18 protein-coding genes are annotated in these 19,505 nt (G+C 42.6%); 12 read left to right on the top strand and 6 right to left on the bottom strand.

Annotated elements, in window-relative coordinates; genetic code table 11:
* Positions 1-10 precede the first annotated feature (10 nt).
* Together ACO6S0_RS15880 and ACO6S0_RS15875 are read right to left on the bottom strand one after the other, a co-directional pair.
* Positions 11-472, bottom strand: a complete 462-nt coding sequence (locus ACO6S0_RS15880; RefSeq protein ID WP_422349295.1) for a DUF1569 domain-containing protein — start codon at positions 470-472, stop codon at positions 11-13.
* Positions 473-624: 152 nt separating this feature from the next.
* Positions 625-3,006 carry a TonB-dependent receptor gene (locus ACO6S0_RS15875; RefSeq protein WP_422349294.1) on the bottom strand — a complete coding sequence of 794 codons (2,382 nt, stop codon included), beginning with the start codon at positions 3,004-3,006 and terminating at the stop codon, positions 625-627.
* A 170-nt stretch (positions 3,007-3,176) separates the two neighbouring features.
* On the opposite strand from ACO6S0_RS15875, the gene ACO6S0_RS15870 reads away from it, so the two are divergent.
* The 3 genes from ACO6S0_RS15870 (at position 3,177) to ACO6S0_RS15860 (ending at position 7,069) form a co-directional block, all read left to right on the top strand.
* On the top strand, positions 3,177-4,334 hold the full coding sequence (locus ACO6S0_RS15870; protein ID WP_422349293.1) for a sensor histidine kinase: 1,158 nt from the start codon (positions 3,177-3,179) through the stop codon (positions 4,332-4,334).
* Position 4,335: 1 nt separating this feature from the next.
* Positions 4,336-5,091: a LytR/AlgR family response regulator transcription factor gene (locus tag ACO6S0_RS15865; RefSeq protein ID WP_422349292.1), complete on the top strand. Its 756-nt coding sequence runs from the start codon at positions 4,336-4,338 to the stop codon at positions 5,089-5,091.
* Between the two features lie 85 nt (positions 5,092-5,176).
* Positions 5,177-7,069 carry a peptidase M61 gene (locus tag ACO6S0_RS15860; protein ID WP_422349291.1) on the top strand — a complete coding sequence of 631 codons (1,893 nt, stop codon included), beginning with the start codon at positions 5,177-5,179 and terminating at the stop codon, positions 7,067-7,069.
* Between the two features lie 75 nt (positions 7,070-7,144).
* Here ACO6S0_RS15860 and ahcY read toward each other — a convergent pair whose 3' ends face one another.
* Complete coding sequence (gene ahcY, locus ACO6S0_RS15855) at positions 7,145-8,461, bottom strand: adenosylhomocysteinase (protein WP_422349290.1); 1,317 nt, start codon at positions 8,459-8,461, stop codon at positions 7,145-7,147.
* Between the two features lie 74 nt (positions 8,462-8,535).
* Here ahcY and ACO6S0_RS15850 point away from each other — a divergent pair, with 74 nt between their 5' ends.
* From ACO6S0_RS15850 to ACO6S0_RS15820, 7 genes are all read left to right on the top strand, one after another.
* On the top strand, positions 8,536-9,177 hold the full coding sequence (locus ACO6S0_RS15850; RefSeq protein ID WP_422349289.1) for a 4'-phosphopantetheinyl transferase superfamily protein: 642 nt from the start codon (positions 8,536-8,538) through the stop codon (positions 9,175-9,177).
* A 45-nt stretch (positions 9,178-9,222) separates the two neighbouring features.
* Entirely contained in the window at positions 9,223-9,483 is a 261-nt protein-coding gene (locus ACO6S0_RS15845; RefSeq protein WP_422349288.1) for a YkoF family thiamine/hydroxymethylpyrimidine-binding protein, read from the top strand.
* Complete coding sequence (gene pnuC / locus ACO6S0_RS15840; RefSeq protein WP_422349287.1) at positions 9,467-10,105, top strand: nicotinamide riboside transporter PnuC; 639 nt, start codon at positions 9,467-9,469, stop codon at positions 10,103-10,105. The genes ACO6S0_RS15845 and pnuC overlap by 17 nt, the downstream gene beginning before the upstream one ends.
* The gene (locus ACO6S0_RS15835) at positions 10,060-10,626 is read left to right on the top strand and encodes an AAA family ATPase (RefSeq protein ID WP_422349286.1); all 567 of its coding nucleotides are present in this window, start codon (positions 10,060-10,062) and stop codon (positions 10,624-10,626) included. Before pnuC ends, ACO6S0_RS15835 begins: the two co-directional genes overlap by 46 nt.
* A complete protein-coding gene (locus ACO6S0_RS15830; protein WP_422349285.1) occupies positions 10,623-12,161 on the top strand; it encodes a DUF4301 family protein in 1,539 nt (512 codons plus the stop codon). The genes ACO6S0_RS15835 and ACO6S0_RS15830 overlap by 4 nt, the downstream gene beginning before the upstream one ends.
* A 747-nt stretch (positions 12,162-12,908) precedes the next feature.
* Positions 12,909-15,131, top strand: coding sequence for a TonB-dependent receptor (locus tag ACO6S0_RS15825; RefSeq protein ID WP_422349284.1), 2,223 nt, complete (start codon positions 12,909-12,911; stop codon positions 15,129-15,131).
* A gap of 269 nt (positions 15,132-15,400) precedes the next feature.
* Positions 15,401-16,396 carry a Gfo/Idh/MocA family protein gene (locus ACO6S0_RS15820; RefSeq protein ID WP_422349283.1) on the top strand — a complete coding sequence of 332 codons (996 nt, stop codon included), beginning with the start codon at positions 15,401-15,403 and terminating at the stop codon, positions 16,394-16,396.
* Here ACO6S0_RS15820 and ACO6S0_RS15815 read toward each other — a convergent pair.
* Positions 16,393-16,830 (bottom strand): Rieske (2Fe-2S) protein, encoded by a 438-nt coding sequence (locus ACO6S0_RS15815; RefSeq protein WP_422349282.1) that lies wholly within the window; start codon positions 16,828-16,830, stop codon positions 16,393-16,395. The two genes, ACO6S0_RS15820 and ACO6S0_RS15815, sit on opposite strands and share 4 nt — an antisense overlap.
* Before the next feature lie 185 nt (positions 16,831-17,015).
* Between ACO6S0_RS15815 and greA the strand changes: the two genes are divergently transcribed.
* On the top strand, positions 17,016-17,492 hold the full coding sequence (greA, locus tag ACO6S0_RS15810; RefSeq protein WP_422349281.1) for a transcription elongation factor GreA: 477 nt from the start codon (positions 17,016-17,018) through the stop codon (positions 17,490-17,492).
* A 76-nt stretch (positions 17,493-17,568) separates the two neighbouring features.
* On the top strand, positions 17,569-17,961 hold the full coding sequence (locus tag ACO6S0_RS15805; protein ID WP_422349280.1) for an HIT family protein: 393 nt from the start codon (positions 17,569-17,571) through the stop codon (positions 17,959-17,961).
* On the opposite strand, the gene ACO6S0_RS15800 is transcribed toward ACO6S0_RS15805, so the two are convergent.
* Complete coding sequence (locus ACO6S0_RS15800) at positions 17,954-18,304, bottom strand: hypothetical protein (protein ID WP_422349279.1); 351 nt, start codon at positions 18,302-18,304, stop codon at positions 17,954-17,956. The two genes, ACO6S0_RS15805 and ACO6S0_RS15800, sit on opposite strands and share 8 nt — an antisense overlap.
* 5 nt (positions 18,305-18,309) lie before the next feature.
* Complete coding sequence (locus ACO6S0_RS15795) at positions 18,310-19,458, bottom strand: sensor histidine kinase (RefSeq protein WP_422349278.1); 1,149 nt, start codon at positions 19,456-19,458, stop codon at positions 18,310-18,312.
* Positions 19,459-19,505: the final 47 nt, after the last annotated feature.

Raw genomic sequence — 19,505 nt, 5'->3', positions numbered from 1 at the left:
AACTTGTTTTCTATGTGTTTTTAATGATGTCCCTGACAATTTTTAAATGATGTCGGGTATGGATTTTTAGGAACCGGATACTTTGTTTTTTATTGATAATGCTGAAATAGGGATGCTCAAAATGGGCATTTTCATCCAAACCCTGGATTGTTTTTAAGCCTTCTTTGGCAGTAGCAATTTGGAGATGGAGGTCGTCGGTCTGGATAGCGTCTGGAGGTCTTACCACCCTAGGGGCTTTGGCTACTCCTCTAGGAAAATCTCCCCATAGGTAGATGATGGTTCTGGTCAAATTAAAATTGGATTTATAGTCCTCCGGCTTGGAAACTTCCAAAGATTTACAGACAACAATAACGGTCTTTAGAATATGGTCCAAATGCCAGGCAACATCCACTTTGGACACTTTGGGATTTAGGGCATCCCGCTGTGAAACGTAGGATGTTATTTTGGAAAATTCTGGATCTAAAAAAGACAAATGCGACTTTTTATCTGTACCCCAAAGGGCAAATTAAATAGTGTCATAAAGCTATGAAATTTCGTCAACCCCAGCTACTACCCAAAGGAATGCCGGATAAAGTCAAAAAAGAATGATAAAAACCCCATGGTTTACCATGGGGTTTTTCAACACTAAAACTGAAAACGATAACCAAAATCCGGGAAGAAACCTATTTGGTCCTCCCGATCAATATTGTTGGTGAGCCTGTTGTATCTTCTGGAAAAGATGTTGTTTTTGTTGGTCACGTTCTGCATGTCCACGTAAAACTGGTGCGACTGCTTTTTGCTTTTGCTGTTTATCTTAAGCCCAAGCTTTACATCCCACCTAAAATAGCTGTCGTATTGTTGGCTGTAGGCCAAATCATCAAATAATACCTCATAGCCCATATTCCTGGAGGCTTCCAGATCTATTGGGGTATAATATCTTCCTCCTGAATAGGTAACTCGGGTATCTGCAAAGAACTTGTTCTTTTTGGATTTACCAACGGCCCATTCCTTACCACCCAGCAAATTCACAACCTGTCCATTGTTGAAAGGAGAGTTGCGTTCTATACCATCGCTACCGGTGTATTTACTTTGGTAGAACGAGGAGGTCAGCAGCATGTAGTAATCCTGGCTAAAGAACTTTTCCAAAGTCAGCTCAACACCCTGATTGGAAGCGGTTCCGTTGTTGACCAGGTCAATGGCATCTGTACTAAATCCAAAATCGGCCCCCTCGGTCAGGGTGGAGTAGCTGGAGGCAAATCGATCCACAGGAACGTTATCAATGTCTTGGTAATAGGCTTCCAGCTTGGCTCGCCATTTATCCCCTAGTTTTACATCATATCCAAAGACGTAATGTGCACTTCTCACAAATTCCAAATCCCTGTTGGATTGCACTGGGGTACCATCGATCTCTTCATTCAAAAATAAAATAGGTGTCGGATTGTTTTGGGAATGCAGGCCATAGCCCAAACTGAATCGGTGCTTGTCATTGGCCTCAAAACTTAGTCCTGCCCTTGGTTCCATCACAAACTGCTTGTTCAGGTCACTGTATAGTCCATGCAGGCCAGCATTCAAGGTGAGCTTTTTGGATAGTCGAAATTGACCTTGGGCAAAAGGTTGATACAGGGCCAGGCTTTCATCCATTTCTATCAAGGTTACCAAATCGGAAAAACCATCGCTATCCAAATCAGCTTGTTCCTCACGATCTTGATTGCTGTAATCCAAAGCAAGGTTTTCGTATAGAAGTCCAGTTCTAAAGGTTATCTTATTATTGATTTTGGAGTTGAAAAGGGTGGAAAATGTAAGCCGATTTTCCTTTTCGTCATCCTTGGTATACAGCAGAAGGGTTTCTTGTGGGGTGTCCTTCCCAAAATAACGATCGGCAGTATACTTGCTGGAAGAAGTGGAAAACCCAGCTACGGTTCTTAAGTAAGACTTTTTTCCGAAGGGAATGGTGTGTTTAACCCCAATGACCCCAAAACCGGATTCCACGTAGGCATCCTCATCTACTGCTGCAAATAAGTCGTCCGCTTCAATATTGTCACCCAAAAATTCAATATCCGAAGTTCCTCCAATACCAAACAAGGATAAACTTCCCAATTTGCCCTTTCCAAAGTTCAGATTGAAGGAGAAATCCCCATAATTTGGGTTAGCGGAGGTACCCGCCCCGGCCGACCCGATCAAACCGACAAGCGAATACCTTCCTGCAACCAAAAAAGAACCTTTATCGCCCAGAGGGCCCTCCGCCGTGGCTTCCACCCCGGAAAATGCACCTACTTGAGCCGCAAACTCATAATCGTCCGTATTCCCATTTCGCAAGCCAATGTCAAAAACCCCACCAATGGCATTGCCATATTCCGCAGGGAATGCTGATGTAATAAAATCCGAATTTTTGAGCATGTTGGGATTCAAGGCGGATACTGGACCGCCCGTTGTTCCGGCACTGGAATAGTGATTGGGATTGGGAACTGGAATTCCTTCAATGCGCCAAAGCAGGCCAGTAGGGGAATTTCCACGGATAATGATGTCGTTTCTACTGTCATCTGGTGCGGAGACCCCAGCAAAATTTGCAGCCAACCTTCCAATGTCTCCCCGACCACCAGAAAAGCGACCTACTTCTTCTATGCCAAATTGCCTGGCGGATACCGTTGCCATTTTGTTTTTAGGCCTGTCCAAGTTGGAGTTTGAGGTCACCACCACTTCGGTCAGGGTGTTGAAACTTTCAGTCAAAGTAATGTTCAACTGTACATCCTTGCCCGTGGTCACTTCAATATTGGGTACATAGGAATTCTCGTAGCCTAAATAACTTATTCGGATGCTTTGCCTGCCAATGGGAACATCTTTTAAGGTAAATCGACCGTCAAAATCGGTAATTACGCCTGTAGCTACATCCACGTTGAGCAGCTCTATAGTGGCCCCTTCCAATGGGCTTTCGGATTGTTTGTCCAAAACAACTCCTTTAATAACTCCTGTTTGGGCCAATGCCAAGGAGGAAATCATCAACACTAGGGCCAAAATGGTTTTTTTCATGATGGGTTTATTTTTTTGTTTCCCCGAAAGTCTTGGAAACCTGTGAATTGTCTGGTGGCACAATGGGTGAATTGCTTATTTGCTTGCTGAACTGATATTCTACCCCTTAAGTCTCAATGGAAAGGTTTTGATCCCCGTTTGGCCAAATAAGACTGGTTCCTGACAATTCAATGGGATTATTGACGGTTCAATGGGTTGATTTCGATGGGAAGACCCATGCATGTGTATCTTTACACCCAGATGATTTTACGTTGAAGAAAAAGAGGATATACAAAATACTGTTCAGGTTGCTGGTGATCAATGTGGTCTTTTTTCTAATAAAAACGACCATGGAACAAGATGATGACATGGTAGAGGGCTTGTTCAATCCTACCAGTATTTTCTATTATGTAACGGCATTTTTCCTGTTCATGTTTACTTGGGAGACCAACGATTGGCTCCTGAGAAAACAACGATTGAAAGGAGGGCTTGATTTTAGAAGTAGTTTGATCATCATTGGAAAAAATATGGCATTGTTGGCCCCGTTAACGGCTTTGATTTATTATTTGGGCTTGTTTGTTTTTAGGGAGCGTTGGGGGATTATTTGTGATGACCCTCCGCCAGTGGAGTTTGTTACGGATTTCTTCAGGGCCGCTTTACTGGGCTTAACCGTGATTTTCTTTAATATGTTCCATTTTTCCATGACCCAAAGGGAAGAGCTCGCCAAACAGATGGAAGACCTGAAGCGGGAAATGCTGGCCTCCAAATACAGCTCATTGAAGAACCAGATAAGCCCCCATTTTCTGTTCAACAGTTTAAATACGCTTACTTCTTTGATGTACGAAGATCGGGACTTGGCTTCGGACTTTGTGACCCGATTGGCATCTAGCTATCGCTATATTTTGGATAATCGGGAACAAGATCTGGTAAGCTTAAAAAAAGAGTTGGGTTTTTTGGATGCCTTTGTCTTTATGATGAACGTAAGACATCGGGATGCTGTGGTCATCAAATCGGAAATCCAAAAGTCATCTGAGCAATTTCTCATACCCACCTTATCGGTCCAAATGCTGGTGGAAAATGCACTGAAACATAACTACTACAGTAAGGAGAAACCCTTGGAAATCCAAATTTCAACTATTGGTAATGATGCCTTGGCGGTTAGGAATAACCTTAGAAAAAGAAAGCTAAAGGAAGAAACCACCCAATTGGGATTAAAGAACATTAAAAAGCGATATTCTTACTATACCAATAAACAGGTTTTGGTCAGAGAGGAAGCGGATTTCTTTGAAGTGATCATTCCCTTGTTGGATAAGGAAGTTACCGACATGAATCTGATAGCTATTTCTTAATATGAATGCAGTAATCGTAGAAGACGAGGAATTTGCAGCCAAAAGATTGACCAAATTGGTGGGAGAGCTGGCCCCCGAGATTGAAATCTTGGCCAACATCAACTCTGTGGAAACTGGAATCCGATGGTTTAAATCGAACGCACTTCCCGATCTGGTCTTTTTGGACATTCAGCTTAACGACGGCTACGGATTTGACATTTTGGATGGTATGGACGATCATCCGCCCGTAATTTTTACTACCGCTTATAATGAGTTTGCTATCCGTGGCTTTAAATACAATGGGGTGGATTATTTACTTAAACCCATTGTTAAGGCCGATTTGAAAACGGCCTTGGAGAAGTTCAAAAAAAATGTGACCCAAAATGGCCGCGGTTCCACTGAGAATCTGGAACATCTTAAACAATTGTTCCATAAGGAATACAAACATCGGTTTATGGTTAAGGTGGGCAATCAGTTTAGGTCATTTAATGTGGAGGATATTGCCTTTTTCAAATCGCACGAGGGAATGATATGTTTGTATACCCACGCAGGACAGAGTTATCCTATTGAATACACCATAGACCAGCTGGAAAACATATTGAATCCCATTCATTTTTTTAGGATCAACCGCAAATTTATGGTCTCCGTCAAGGCAGTGGTCGAAATCCATAGTTACTTTAACAGTCGCTTGTTGTTAAAACTTCTTCCAAAGGAAGAAGAACAGGTAATTGTGTCCAGGGAACGGACCACCAACTTTAAAAAGTGGTTGGATATGTAACGAATCTTCCTTTTCGGTTACCAATCAGCATCAGAGTGCTTTTCTAACTATATTCGCTTATCATTAATCTTAAAAACGTAAAAGAATGAAAAGGTTTCTTATACTGATGATTTTGTCAGGACTGGCCATGTCTTGCAAAACCAAGAACATATCAAATGATTTAGCAACCCAAAACCCCATCATGGCCCACTTGGATTTGGTGAATCTCGAGAACGACAAGGTAGAGGTTACCATTGACCCGGGAAGGTTTGTGCGTGATACTGTGATTTACAGATTGCCAAGAGTGGTTCAAGGAACCTATGCCGTGTCCGATTTTGGAAAATACATTGAGGGACTGAAAGGGATGGACTATGATGGCAATGAATTGGCAGGAACAAAACAAGACACGAATACCTGGGTGTTCGCCAACGCCCAAAACCTTGACAAAATAACCTATTGGGTCAATGACACTTTTGACCAAGAAATTGAAGGAGGTATAGGAGCTGAGGTGCCATTTTCACCCTCGGGGACCAACATTGAACCGAAACAGGTAATGCTCAACCTTCATGGCTTTGTGGGTTATTTTGATTCCCTTAAAAATAACGCCTATCAAATTGGAATTACCGCTCCCGATACGTTTAATTATACTTCGCCGCTGCAGGAAATCAACACCTCCAAAAGTGAAGATGGCAAGACCACAACCTCTGTTTTTTATGCCAATCGCTATTTTGAGGTGACGGACAACCCCATGATGTATGGAGAAACTGAAGTGGAAGAATTTATGGTGGGTGACATCAAAATTGTATTGAGTGTTTTCTCTCCTAATGGAGTGCATACGGCCAAAGAGATAAAGGAAACGGTCCATAAAATGATGTTGGCCCAGAAAGAATATTTGGGAGATTTGGACAGTACCCCCCGTTATGACGTTCTACTGTACCTCTCCGATACTGAAAAAGAAGATTCTCCCAAAGGATTTGGAGCTTTGGAACACCATACCTCAACCGTGGTTGTACTTCCTGAAAATATGCAACCAGAGGCTTTGGCAGAGTCCATGATAGATGTTGTGGCGCACGAGTTTTTCCATATCGTCACTCCTTTATCCGTACATTCTGAGGATGTCCATTACTTTGATTACAACGAACCTACTTTTAGTAAGCATTTATGGCTTTATGAAGGGGTAACCGAATATTTTGCGCAGCATTTCCAGGTGTATGAAGGTTTAATTGACGAGCCTGAGTACTTTTCCAGAACGACCCAAAAAATAAATGGCTCCCGATCCAATTATGATGATTCCATGAGTTTTACCCAAATGAGTGAGAACATATTGGAAAGCCCGTACAAAGAAAACTATGCCAACGTTTATTTAAAGGGAGCCCTTATAGGCATGTGTGTGGATATTTTAATGCGGGAAAACAGCAATGGTCAACGCAGTCTTCGCTCCCTTATGGCAGAATTATCTGCAAAGTATGGAAAAAACAAACCATTTGTTGATGACAATCTGGTCGCTGAAATTACGGCGATGACTTATCCTGCCGTTGGGGAATTCCTGAACACGCATGTGGTGGGTACAACGCCCATTGATTATGATGCATTCTTTGAGAAAGTTGGACTGCACTTTGGGGAAGCCGAGGTTAAGACCAACTACATCCAAAATGCAGGAAACCTGATTGTTGGTGCCGACCGTGAAAAGGGTGGAATTAAGTTTAATGACTTGGTGACCAACAACAGTTTCTGGGCCGAAAATGGGGCACAACCCAATGATTTGTTCAAATCAATTAATGGTACCGAGGTGAATTTGGCCAATGCAAACCAAGTTTTTGGTGAGGTGTTTTCGTGGAAACCCGGTAAAGAAATAGAAGTGGTGCTATTGCGGGAAGGACAGGAAGTTTTGATCAGTACAACCACCACACCTTCTTATACGAAGGCCAAAACATTGTTGGAAAACCCAGAAGCAACCGCATCCCAAAAAGAATTGAGAAATGCCTGGTTAAAGGGATAGGAACAGTTAATAAGATAAAAAAGGCCCCAACATCTGTTGGGGCCTTTTATTTTTTAACTATACCTTAAAAAAGATCTAGTATCTATAATAATCTGGTTTATAGGGACCTTGTACCGTAACGCCGATGTACTCGGCTTGATCTTCCCTAAGTTGGGTAAGCTCCGCTCCCAATCTTGAAAGGTGCAGCTTGGCCACTTTTTCATCCAAGTGTTTGGGCAACATATATACCTCATTGTCATATTTGTCGCTATGTTTCCACAACTCAATTTGAGCCAAGGTCTGGTTGGTAAACGAATTGCTCATCACAAAACTTGGATGTCCAGTTGCACATCCCAAGTTGACCAATCTTCCCTCGGCCAAAACAATCACGTCCTTACCATCAATGGTATATTTATCCACTTGGGGCTTTATTTCATCTTTGGTATTGCCATAGGCACCATTCAACCAGGCCATATCAATCTCGTTGTCAAAGTGTCCAATATTACACACAATGGCCTTATCCTTCAACGCACGGAAATGCTCTTCACGGATGATGTCCTTGTTTCCTGTGGTGGTAATCACAACATCGGCGTTACCTACAACAGTTTCCAATTTCTTCACCTCGTATCCGTCCATACAAGCTTGTAGGGCGCAGATGGGGTCAATTTCCGTAACGGTAACAATGGCCCCGGCACCTCTAAAAGACGCCGCAGTTCCCTTACCTACATCACCATAACCGGCAACAACAACACGTTTCCCCGCCAACATGGTATCCGTGGCTCTTCTGATGGCATCCACAGCACTCTCACGACAGCCATATTTATTATCAAATTTTGACTTGGTTACAGAATCGTTCACGTTAATGGCAGGCATGGGAAGGGTTCCGTTCTTGACCCGTTCGTACAAGCGATGCACTCCTGTAGTGGTTTCTTCAGAAAGACCCTTTACGCCAGAAGCCAATTCTGGGTATTGATCTAAAACCATATTGGTCAAATCCCCACCATCATCCAAAATCATGTTCAAGGGCTGTCTGTCCTCACCAAAAAACAAGGTTTGTTCTATACACCAGTCAAACTCTTCTTCGGTCATGCCCTTCCAGGCATATACCGGGATTCCAGCAGCAGCAATGGCAGCAGCTGCATGATCTTGGGTCGAGAAAATATTACAGGAGCTCCAGGTCACATCGGCACCCAATTCAACCAAGGTTTCTATCAAAACAGCAGTTTGGATGGTCATGTGCAGGCATCCCGCTATGCGGGCACCTTTTAATGGTTGCTCATCCTTGTATTCTTCCCGCAATGCCATAAGACCGGGCATTTCCGCCTCTGCAAGTTCAATTTCTTTTCGCCCCCAATCCGCAAGGGAAATGTCTTTTACCTTAAATGGTACATAGGGAATTGTCTTTGTGCTCATCTTTTATTTTAATTAACTTTATGTAGCTTAGCTCTAACAGTCAGCAAAGATACGAAATCACCTAACTAATAGTCGTGCCATTATACAAAACCATACCTATTTCGCCAACAACATCGGTATATGTTTGGAAGGTCACCGAACCGGAAGATGAACTTTCCAAAGGCATAGAACTTACACCGCATTGCCAAAAAAGGATAGAAGGGATGAAGTCAGAGCTTCATCGCAGGGCTTTTTGGAGTATCAGGCACTTAATGGCAGAAGCGGGATATGTGGACCACGACATGTTCTACGACGATTTTGGAAAGCCTCACTTACATGATGGAAACCATATTTCCATTACCCATTCCCGTAATTTTACAGGCATTATCCTGAGCAAAACTGACGAGGTAGGAATCGATATTGAAATGCAACGGGAAAAGATTCTTAGGATAGCCCATAAATTTACGCCGCTGGAAGAATACCGTACTTTGGCCAACACCGAGGCCATTATAAGAAAACTGACCATTGTTTGGGGCGCCAAGGAATCCCTGTATAAGATTTATGCGGAACAGGGGCTTAGCTTTCTTAGGCATATAGATGTGATGGATTTTTCCTTTGATGATAAACGCACGGTGGCTAAAATTGCTTACAAGGGTAAAAAATCCCACTATGGAATCGAGTTTTTGGAGTTTGAAGGTTTCACTTGTGTATTTGCACACAAAATGATGGGTAACTGATAGGGTCTTTTTACTAGCTTTGCTGCTTAAAATTCAGCAGTACCCATGAAGATCTCCGTTGAACTCACCTTGACTCCCCTTCAGGACAATTTTGAACCTCCGATAATATCCTTTATCAAAAAGCTAAGGGCATCTGGCCTTCAGGTTCTTGAAAATCCGTTGAGCACTCAAGTATATGGGGAATATGATCAAGTAATGGACTTGCTTCAATCCGAAATAAAACAAAGCTTTGAACAATTGGAGCATGTGGTGATGACCATGAAGCTGGTAAAATCTGACCGAAGCGGGTATGAGCCACATTTTTGATTGGATTTTTTCGCAATACCAAGGCGTTCCAACGCATATCGTTGTATTGGAACTGATTAGTGTGGTCTTTGCATTGCTCAGTGTTTGGTATTCTAAAAGGGAAAATATCCTGGTCTATCCTACTGGAATTGTTGGAACTGGAATTGCAGCGTATATTTTACTTTTTTATGGTTTGCTGGGCGATATGCTCATCAATACCTACTATTTTATCATGAGTATAGTAGGATGGTACCTGTGGACCAGAAAAGTAGATGAAACCCATTTCGTTCCCATTACCAAGACTACTAAAAATGAGAAAAAATGGTCCATTCTGTTGTTCGTGGGAACCTTGATATTTGTCTCCATTGTTTATTCGGTAGCAGACAAGTTCAACGTATGGACAGCCTATGTTGATACCGTAACAACAGCCATTTTCTTTGTTGGGATGTGGTTAATGGCCAAGAAAAAACTGGAGAACTGGGTATATTGGATTATAGGTGATGTTATTACTGTACCCTTGTATTGGTATAAGGGACTAATTTTTAGTTCCCTGCTCTATTTTTTGCTAACCATAATTGCCATCTATGGCTATAAGGCATGGAAGAAAAACTTGGGCAAGAGCCCTCAGACCTTGTTAAAGTAGTGCTTTTTGGACCTGAGTCCACTGGCAAGACTACACTTTCCCAGCAGCTCGCAAGGCAGTACAATACCGTATGGGTTCCAGAATATGCCCGTGAGTATCTTCAGAACAAATGGAACAACGAGCGCAAAACGTGCGAACCCAAGGATTTATTGCCCATTGCGGAAGGACAGATCAGACTGGAGAACGAGTTGACCAAAAAGGCATCTGATGTCCTTATTTGCGATACGGACTTATTGGAGACCAAGGTATATTCCGAAGCCTATTATTTGGGATACTGTGACCCTGTTCTGGAAAAGTATGCCTTGGAAAACACGTATGACCTGTATTTTCTAACCTATATTGACACACCTTGGGAAGCAGACGATTTACGGGATAAACCCAAGGAAAGGGAGCGAATGTTTGCATATTTCCACGATACCTTGAAAAAATATAATCGGAATTTCGTTATCTTGAAAGGAGATAAGAAAACAAGGCTAAAAGCCGCAGTCCAACACATTGATAAACTTCTCCAAAAAGCATGATCAACCTAAGCCAAAAAGACCTGGAACAGCTTCAAAGAAAAGGCGTTTCCCAAGAAAAAGTCAATAACCAAATCGCCACGTTTAAGGCAGGAATCCCTTTTGTGAACCTGATAAAAGCTGCCGTTGTTTCGGATGGGATATTGCAATTTAGTGAGGAGGAGCAAGCTGAGAATATAGCCTATTTTGAAGGTACAAGAGGAGACCTTGAGCTCTTAAAATTTGTGCCTGCTTCCGGGGCCGCGTCCAGAATGTTCAAAGCCACCTTTAATTTTTTGGATGCCTTTGATCCATCCAAAGAATCCTTGGAGTCCTATCTGGATAGCACAGGGGATGACGCCATGAAAAAGTTCATTCAAGGAATGGAAGCCTTACCTTTTTATGGTTTGATTATGGACAGAATCCAAGGTGAAGCTGCGTCCAAAGACGAGGAAGCCTATCTGTTTGTCAAGGAAATGTTGGTAGCGGATGGCTTAAACTATGGATTTTATCCCAAGGGATTGCTTCCTTTTCACCAATATGGGGAAGTTGGTGCAACTCCTTTTGACGAACACTTAAAAGAAGCTGCCTTGTATGCCAAAACAGCTGGTAAAGCTAATTTGCACTTTACCATTTCTGAGCAGCATGATGCTATGTTCAAAGCGGAACATGCCTCGGCAGGACCAAGGGTCTCCAAAAACACCAATACGGAATTCAATGTTTCGTATTCCAATCAAAAACCCTCTACTGACACCATTGCCGTAGATATGGAGAACAAGCCGTTCAAAAACAGCGATGGCTCCATTTTATTTAGGCCTGGGGGCCATGGGGCATTGATTGAGAATTTAAACGATCAAGATGCCGATATCATCTTTATAAAGAATATTGACAACGTGGTCATTGATCAAAATCTGGAAGCTGTCTCCAATAGCAAGAAGATGCTGGCTGGAGTTTTGAAAAGGGTACAGGATAAGGCTTTTGGATATGCCAAACAACTTGATGAGGAAAGTGTTTCCGATGCAGAAAGGAAGGAAATAAAGTCCTTTTTGGAGAAAGAGCTCAACGTTCGTTTTGAAAAAAGCTACAATGGTTTGGATTCCCAAGGACAATTGGAAACGCTTAAAAATAAAATTAACAGGCCTATACGGGTATGCGGAATGGTCAAAAACGAAGGAGAGCCGGGTGGAGGTCCGTTTTGGATTAAAGATGACCAGGGCAACGTATCACTTCAAATCATAGAATCGGCCCAAATAGATATGGCCAATACCGAACAAGCTTCCATTTTGAAGAATTCAACCCACTTTAATCCGGTTGATTTAGTGTGTGGAGTCCGCAATTATAAGGGAGAAAAGTTCAATCTACTTGAATTTGTGGATGAAAAACAGGGTTTTATTACAGAAAAGACCAAAGAAGGGAAAGCCCTCAAAGCCCTGGAACTTCCGGGTCTTTGGAATGGTGCCATGGCGTTTTGGAATACGCTTTTCGTTGAGGTGCCTCTAGTGACCTTTAATCCCGTAAAAACGGTGAATGACCTTTTAAAGCCAACGCATCAAGTATAATCCCTTCTGAATTAATAAGTTAAAGCCCCTTTTTGGGGCTTTTTTTGTGACCCGATGTGACCTATCAAAAAAAATAGTGTCCTAATAGGTACAAGGGTATAAAGGGAGCAAGCTGCTCTGTGGAAAATATAAAGTACCACTAAGCTTGGACGCTTAGTTTTTTGGTTGGTTGATTTGGTTAGAAGGTCGTACGTAGTACGACCTTTTTTTGTGACCTATTTGAAAAATAGGTGTCCCATATATCAGAAACACTGAAAATGCTATTTACCATAATTCTGACATTGAGCATTCTGTCATTTCTCATAGCCATCATTTTGGTGGTACCTTATTTGAGAAGGGAACACCGGGCAAAAAAAACCAAAGAAAAAGGATAATGCTATGCAAACACTAACCATGCGTTGTCCATAACGCCAGCGATCAATTCTCTTTGTAGTATGGGGTGATGATACGTTGGCAATGCTAAGGCTGCTTCGGCAGCCTTTTCTTTTTGTTGAAATTGAAAGACTTGCAGCAAGAAATGTTATTTCGTTCACGAATTGTTGTGAAAAATAAATTGGGCGCACTACATTTGCGCCATCTCAAAGGGGTGCTTTTTTAAAAGGCTGAGATTATACCCAATGAACCTGGGCGGGTAATGCTGCCAAGGGATTGCGCCAAGCGCATCTTGGAATTTCTATGTTTCCTTAGAAACACAAATCAATTTTTAATCAGAATAATGGCCCCTTTTATTCGTAAATTTTTTTACGGATGAAACCATTTTGTTCAAAGCGACAGCCAAAAAAACACCTAAGGCGCTGCGCTAAAACACTATTTTCAACTTTGTCCCTTTCTGGGCTGGCACTTTCCGCAAGTGCACAACAAAACCCAACAGATTCCCTGGAAGGGAAAAAAATCGTCCTCGATGAGGTATTGGTACAGGCCGTTAGGGTCACCAAGGAGTTTCCCATTACGTTTTCCAATTTGGATCAGGAAGAGCTTGCGCCACGAAACTTGGGACAGGACATTCCCATTTTAATGAACTACCTCCCCGCCGTGGTAACCACTTCAGATGCTGGAGCCGGGGTGGGATACACGGGAATCCGCGTTAGGGGAAGTGATGCCACTCGGGTAAACGTAACCATTAACGGAGTGCCCTACAACGATGCCGAATCGCATGGCACCTTTTGGGTGAATATGCCCGATTTTGCCTCTTCTACGGAAAGTTTACAATTGCAGCGCGGTGTGGGTACGTCAACCAATGGGTCTGGTGCCTTTGGTGCCAGTTTAAACATTCTTACGGATGCATTTTCGAAAGAAGCCTATGGTAGAATCTCTTCGTCCATTGGAAGTTTCAACACCCTGCGCAACAATGTCAAATTTAGTACAGGACTTATCAATGACCACATAGAACTTTCCGGGCGTTTGTCCAGGATTACTTCGGATGGGTATATAGATAGGGCAAGTTCTGAGCTCGATTCGTACTTTCTTCAAGGAGCATACAAGGATGATAATACATTGATCAAGGCCTTGCTGTTTGGAGGACACGAGGTCACCTACCAAGCTTGGTTTGGTATAGATGAGGCTACACTTAACTCGAACCGAACTTTCAATCCAGCAGGAATGTTCACCGATGAGAATGGGGTGACCCAATTTTATGATCGAGAAGAAGACAATTACAAACAGGACCATTTTCAATTGCATTGGAACGAGAGATTGAACTCCAATTGGAATGCCAATATTGGTTTCCACTATACACGTGGCAGAGGCTACTTTGAGCAGTTCAGGGAAGATGATGACTTTGACACCTATGGTTTTGAACCCATTACCGTTGATGGAGAAACGGTAAACTCCACCGATTTGATCCGAAGAAGATGGTTGGACAATGATTTTTATGGTACCGTTGTATCGCTAAATCATCAGAAAGAAAATCTGAATCTTATCATTGGCGGAGGATATAATGTTTATAAGGGAGATCATTTTGGTGAGGTCATTTGGGCCAGGTTTGCCGGGAACAGCAGCATCAGGGATCGCTATTACGATGACAACTCTACCAAAACGGATGCTAATACCTACGTAAAGGCCAATTATAAGCTGGATTCCCAATGGTCTGTGTTTGGAGATGTCCAGTACCGAGGAGTAGGATATGAAGCCAATGGAGAAGATACTGGTTTGGTGGATGATACCTTCAACTTTTTCAACCCAAAAGCTGGGATTACCTTCGATTTAAACCCAAACCACAACTTTTACCTGTCGTATGCCAGGGCAAATCGGGAACCCAACCGGAACGATTATGAAAACGGAAGTCCAAAACCGGAAAAGCTCAACGATTTTGAATTGGGGTGGCGCTATGTTTCGCCCAACTTTCAGTTGAATGCCAATGCATACTATATGCGTTATAAAGATCAATTGGTCCTTACCGGCGAATTAAACGATGTAGGGGCACCTTTAAGGGCCAATGTTGGTGACAGCTACCGTTTGGGATTGGAATTGGATGCCAACATAGCGTTGGGCGATCAATGGGCCCTTAGACCAAACATTACTTTGAGCGATAATAGAAATGTGGATTTTGTTTTCCAAAGAGATGGGGTGCTACAAGATTTGGGGAACACCAAAATTGCCTATTCTCCCAATCTGGTAGCAGGTAACATCCTTGCCTTTATGCCATCGGAGGAGCTTCAGCTATCCTTGCTGAGCAAATTTGTAGGGAAGCAATATATGGGGAACATCGATTCGGAAGCATCAGTGTTGGACAGCTATACCCAAACGGATTTGAACGTCCAGTACGTGATTGAGACCAATTCCTTTGTGAAGAGCATAGTGCTTTCAGGATTGGTGAACAATATTTTTGATGCGGATATTGTTTCCAACGGGTATTTCTTTACCTACGATGACGACTTTTCCAACCCTGGAACCATTACAACCATAGAAGGGGCCGGTTTTTACCCACAGGCAGGAATCAACTTTTTGTTGGGGGCCACGGTGAATTTCTAGTGGTTGCTAAACTAAATAACGTGTATTCAACCTAAGAAGTGATTGTTTTCCAATGTCATATTTCTGAAATATAGAGGGACTTGTCACTTGGAGCGCAGTCGAGAAGTCTTTAATACCAATTCTCCAAGTAGGTCTCGACTGCGCCTGTCTGCCGACAAAGGCAGGCTCGACCTGACACAGATCAGGAACCATGGCTTGTCCGTTCAATGAGGATAATCCCATGTCGAACTCAAGCTAAAATAAACAAGGGATTCTGTACATTTATGCCTATGACAGAATCCCTTTCATTTTTCAATAAAACCCCTATTCGATGGGGTGTGATTGGCTGCGGTGGTGTGGCCGAGAAAAAAAGTGTTCCAGCTTATCAAATGGCCAAAGATTTTGAAGTGGTCATGGTCATGCGTAGGAATGCCGAAAAAGTGGAGGACTATGCCCGCAGACACCATGTCCCGAATTATACTACCAATGCCCTAGAAGTGATAGATAGTCCAGAGGTGGATGCGGTGTATATTGCAACCCCTCCGGATTCGCATAAAGAATACGCCCTTTTGGTCGCCAAGGCGGGGAAACCTTGTTGTATTGAAAAGCCTATGGCACCTACCTATGCGGACAGTCTGGCCATTTATACGGCATTTGAGGAAAAGGGTTTGCCTCTTTTTATAGCCTATTACCGAAGATCGCTGCCTAGGTTCAATCAGATAAAGCAATGGTTGGATGAAGAAAAGATTGGGGAGGTAAGACATATTCATTGGCAAAAGACCAAGCCTCCATCAGAAGTGGACTTAAAGGGAACCTATAATTGGAGAACGGATAAGCTAGTAGCCCCGGGAGGTTATTTTGATGACCTGGCAAGCCACGGCTTGGATTTATTTGTGCATCTTTTGGGGAACGTTCAAAGTGTACAAGGCTTTGCGACTAATCAGCAGGGATTGTATAGCGCCCATGACAGTATAGCAGGCAGTTGGATTCATGAAAATGGAGTTACAGGGACCGGGGTTTGGAACTTTGCCTCACATCATCGCGAAGACAAGGTTGAAATTTTTGGTTCCAAAGGAAAAATCACCTTTGCTGTGTTGGATGAGGCCCCATTGATGCTGGAATACGGATCTGAAAAGACAACTTTGGAAATATCCAACCCAGAGCACGTACAACAATACCACGTCCAAAACATACAGGATCACCTTATGGGGTTGGGGCAACACCCATCCCAAGGAAGTTCTGGGCTTCATACCAGCTGGGTCATGGAGAAAATCTTGGGGGACTAGTTGGATATGGTCACAACGTTTCCACTTTGGGTGGCCCTATAGAACAAAAGGTCATAATAGCGGGTGCCGTCATCAGGTCTGTTCAATTGCTGACCTGTGAATAGGCTATAGGTGAAATCTTCGCAGGAGCAGGTCACATTCTGACCGTCGATGGTCATAGTGGAGCAACTATTGGGTGTGTGGTTGGGACAGCTGGCTTCAAAAGCAAAAAAAGTGTCCAGTCCTGTGCGCATTACAAAAGCTCCCCGTGTCCCCACTCCGTTATTTCCCACATAAACAGGATTGCCAATATTATTCAGGTCATTGTATAAAGGTAGATTTAGGTTTAAGTCAAACCTAAAATTGACCTCTTGCAAATAAGGATTTCGGTTGGTGGAATCAGATTCACAGGAGATTAGGAAAAATAACAAAAGACAGCCCCAGATGTACTTCATAGCGTGGATTTCATGGTATTACAGCGACAAAATTGGTCAAAAATTGCCTATATTTGCGTTAAATCCTCGCAAAAACTATGCTTGACATAGTTCCAGTTGAGGATTTTTTGTATTTGTACCAAAGAAGCGCATTGGGAAAATAAACACATTTTCCTCAATGTTCTTTTGCATTAAAAAATGACGATATGAGTAAAATATCTTACTATACAGCTGAAGGATTAAAAAAACTTAGGGAAGAACTAAACCACCTTAAAGATGTGGAGCGCCCCAAGGCATCACAGGCTATTGCTGAGGCCAGGGATAAAGGAGATTTATCTGAAAACGCGGAGTATGACGCGGCCAAGGAAGCTCAAGGACTTTTGGAGATGAAAATTTCCAAAATGGAAGAAACCTTGTCCAACGCCCGCTTGATAGATGAATCCCAATTGGATACCTCCAAGGTTTTGGTTTTGTCCACGGTAAAACTTAAGAATCAGACCAATGGAATGGAGATGAAATATACCTTGGTTGCTGAAAGTGAGGCCGATTTGAAATCAGGTAAGATTTCAGTGACCTCGCCCATAGGGAAAGGATTGTTGGGGAAATCTGTTGGGGAGGTGGCCGAAATCCAGGTACCCAATGGAACGTTAAAGTTTGATATTTTGGAAATCACCCGAGAATAAAACACATTTAATTGCATAATTTTAATCCCGTCCTTTGACGGGATTTTTTATTTCAAACCAAACAAAACCAAACCTAATGCCCAGTATTTTCACCAAAATCATCAATGGGGAGATTCCCTGCTATAAAATTACCGAGGACGCAGACAATTTTGCGTTTTTGGATATCAACCCCAATGCCAAGGGCCATACCTTGTGCGTGCCAAAAAAAGAAGTGGATAGATTGTTGGATTTGGATGAGGAAACCTACCTAAAACTCATGGCTTTTTCCAGAAAGGTGGGCCAGGCCATTGAGGCAGTGGTTCCCTGTGAAAGGGTGGGCATGAGCGTTATTGGGTTGGAAGTGCCCCATGTACATGTACATCTAATTCCATTGCAAAGCATGAAAAATGCAACCTTCCAATATAAGGAATCGTTGACACCTGAAGAGTTTGAAAAAGTAGCCGAACAAATTAGCGGAGCCCTTAAATAAGTCCCTCCATTCTCAAATAGAATCCACCGACTACTAAGGCCAAGATCAAAATAAGAAGTATATAGAATAGGGTGGTGAATCGTACTTGGGGTCGGTCCGGTTGAACCAGTTTATTGTAATAGTCAAACACCCGCTCAATATCCTCTGTCCAGTTTACGGGATAGATAATGGAGTAACATTTCTTACATTTTATTTCGTGGGTAACCACATCCGTGGTTCTATGAAAAAATGGATTGAACGTATGCTTCTGATAGAAGGTAAGCTTAAGCTGCTGGTTAAAACATTCGGGGCAGTTGTTGGTAATTTCTGCTTCCTTTATCGCAATTTGTTTTTCTTTTGCCATGGCATCTAAACATTTGCTTTGAGGGAAATTTGCATGATTGTTCCTTCTTTATTTGACGAAAGTACTTTAATTTTTCCTTTGTGGTATTCTTCCACAATTCTTTTTACCAAAGAAAGCCCTAGGCCCCAGCCTCTTTGTTTGGAAGTTACGCCCGGGTTAAAAATATTCTGGAAATCGCTTTTTGGAATTCCATGTCCGGTGTCCGAGACCAAAACGTGTACGTGTTGACCCTTCTGTTCAATTTGAATACTGATACTCCCTTTACCCTTCATGGCATCTATTCCGTTTTTCACCAAATTCTCAATGCTCCAATTGTAGAGCGGAGGGTTCAACATCACGGGAAGTTTTTCAATATCGGAAGTAAAATCAAAATGAACCAACTTGGAGCTTCTTCGTTTAAGATATTGATAAGCTTTTTCAGTCTCTGATACAATATCGTGCTCTTTTAACTCCGGGGTAGACCCAATTTTGGAAAACCGCTCCGTAATGGTTTGCAAACGGATAATGTCCTTTTCAATTTCCTTGGTAATGTCGGGATTGATATCCTCGGATTTCAATAGTTCGTTCCACCCCAAAAGCGAGGTAAGTGGGGTTCCGATCTGATGGGCTGTTTCCTTGGCCATTCCTGCCCACAATTTGTTCTGTTCCGAGGCCTTGTTCGTCTTAAAGAAGAAGAAAATGACCGCTCCAAACAGGAAAATAATCAGTAAAAGAGCCAAGGGATAATACTTGAGCTTGTTCAATACCTCAGAATTTCCATAGTATAGCGTCTCCAAAAGCTCCCCTTCCTGTACAATATGGATAGGTTCGTTTTCACTGGCAAATTGCCTGATTTTTCGTTGGATGTAGGCACTGTCCGATGCCCTTTCGGGAGCAATATTATGTGTTTTGATAGACCCTTCCTCATTCACTAAGATCATAGGGGTGGAAGTGTTGTTTCCCATAACCTTTAAGGTAAGATTGCCCAATTCCTGGTCTACCGAAGATTGAATGAGCTCCAATTGGGCAGTGGCCCAAATCTCCATTTTGAGTCGCTCTTCCTCCTTAAATTTTTTGAAAAAACTATTGGTGTTCCACAGGATGAGACTTACAATGACAAAAGCAGAAATCAAGAGGGTGATGTTGGACGCTTTGTTTTTGGGGCTGAAGTTCATGCTTTGGTGGAATTCTGATTAAAGATAGGAGAAAAGTGAGAATTTGT

It is taken from the genome of Flagellimonas sp., from assembly GCF_965233845.1.
Taxonomy (GTDB): Bacteria; Bacteroidota; Bacteroidia; order Flavobacteriales; family Flavobacteriaceae; genus Flagellimonas.
Note: the sequence above shows the minus strand (reverse complement) of the source record. Positions and strands in the feature narration are given on the sequence as shown.

Excerpts from the sequence above, each read along its gene's own strand:
- ACO6S0_RS15875 (WP_422349294.1), bottom strand. The coding sequence starts at position 3,006 with ATGAAAAAAACCATTTTGGCCCTAGTGTTGATGATTTCCTCCTTGGCA.
- ACO6S0_RS15870 (WP_422349293.1), top strand. The coding sequence starts at position 3,177 with ATGGGATTATTGACGGTTCAATGGGTTGATTTCGATGGGAAGACCCAT.
- ACO6S0_RS15865 (WP_422349292.1), top strand. The coding sequence starts at position 4,336 with ATGAATGCAGTAATCGTAGAAGACGAGGAATTTGCAGCCAAAAGATTG.
- ACO6S0_RS15860 (WP_422349291.1), top strand. The coding sequence starts at position 5,177 with ATGAAAAGGTTTCTTATACTGATGATTTTGTCAGGACTGGCCATGTCT.
- ahcY (WP_422349290.1), bottom strand. The coding sequence starts at position 8,461 with ATGAGCACAAAGACAATTCCCTATGTACCATTTAAGGTAAAAGACATT.
- ACO6S0_RS15845 (WP_422349288.1), top strand. The coding sequence starts at position 9,223 with ATGAAGATCTCCGTTGAACTCACCTTGACTCCCCTTCAGGACAATTTT.
- pnuC (WP_422349287.1), top strand. The coding sequence starts at position 9,467 with ATGAGCCACATTTTTGATTGGATTTTTTCGCAATACCAAGGCGTTCCA.
- ACO6S0_RS15835 (WP_422349286.1), top strand. The coding sequence starts at position 10,060 with ATGGAAGAAAAACTTGGGCAAGAGCCCTCAGACCTTGTTAAAGTAGTG.
- ACO6S0_RS15830 (WP_422349285.1), top strand. The coding sequence starts at position 10,623 with ATGATCAACCTAAGCCAAAAAGACCTGGAACAGCTTCAAAGAAAAGGC.
- ACO6S0_RS15825 (WP_422349284.1), top strand. The coding sequence starts at position 12,909 with ATGAAACCATTTTGTTCAAAGCGACAGCCAAAAAAACACCTAAGGCGC.
- ACO6S0_RS15820 (WP_422349283.1), top strand. The coding sequence starts at position 15,401 with ATGACAGAATCCCTTTCATTTTTCAATAAAACCCCTATTCGATGGGGT.
- ACO6S0_RS15815 (WP_422349282.1), bottom strand. The coding sequence starts at position 16,830 with ATGAAGTACATCTGGGGCTGTCTTTTGTTATTTTTCCTAATCTCCTGT.
- greA (WP_422349281.1), top strand. The coding sequence starts at position 17,016 with ATGAGTAAAATATCTTACTATACAGCTGAAGGATTAAAAAAACTTAGG.
- ACO6S0_RS15805 (WP_422349280.1), top strand. The coding sequence starts at position 17,569 with ATGCCCAGTATTTTCACCAAAATCATCAATGGGGAGATTCCCTGCTAT.
- ACO6S0_RS15800 (WP_422349279.1), bottom strand. The coding sequence starts at position 18,304 with ATGGCAAAAGAAAAACAAATTGCGATAAAGGAAGCAGAAATTACCAAC.
- ACO6S0_RS15795 (WP_422349278.1), bottom strand. The coding sequence starts at position 19,458 with ATGAACTTCAGCCCCAAAAACAAAGCGTCCAACATCACCCTCTTGATT.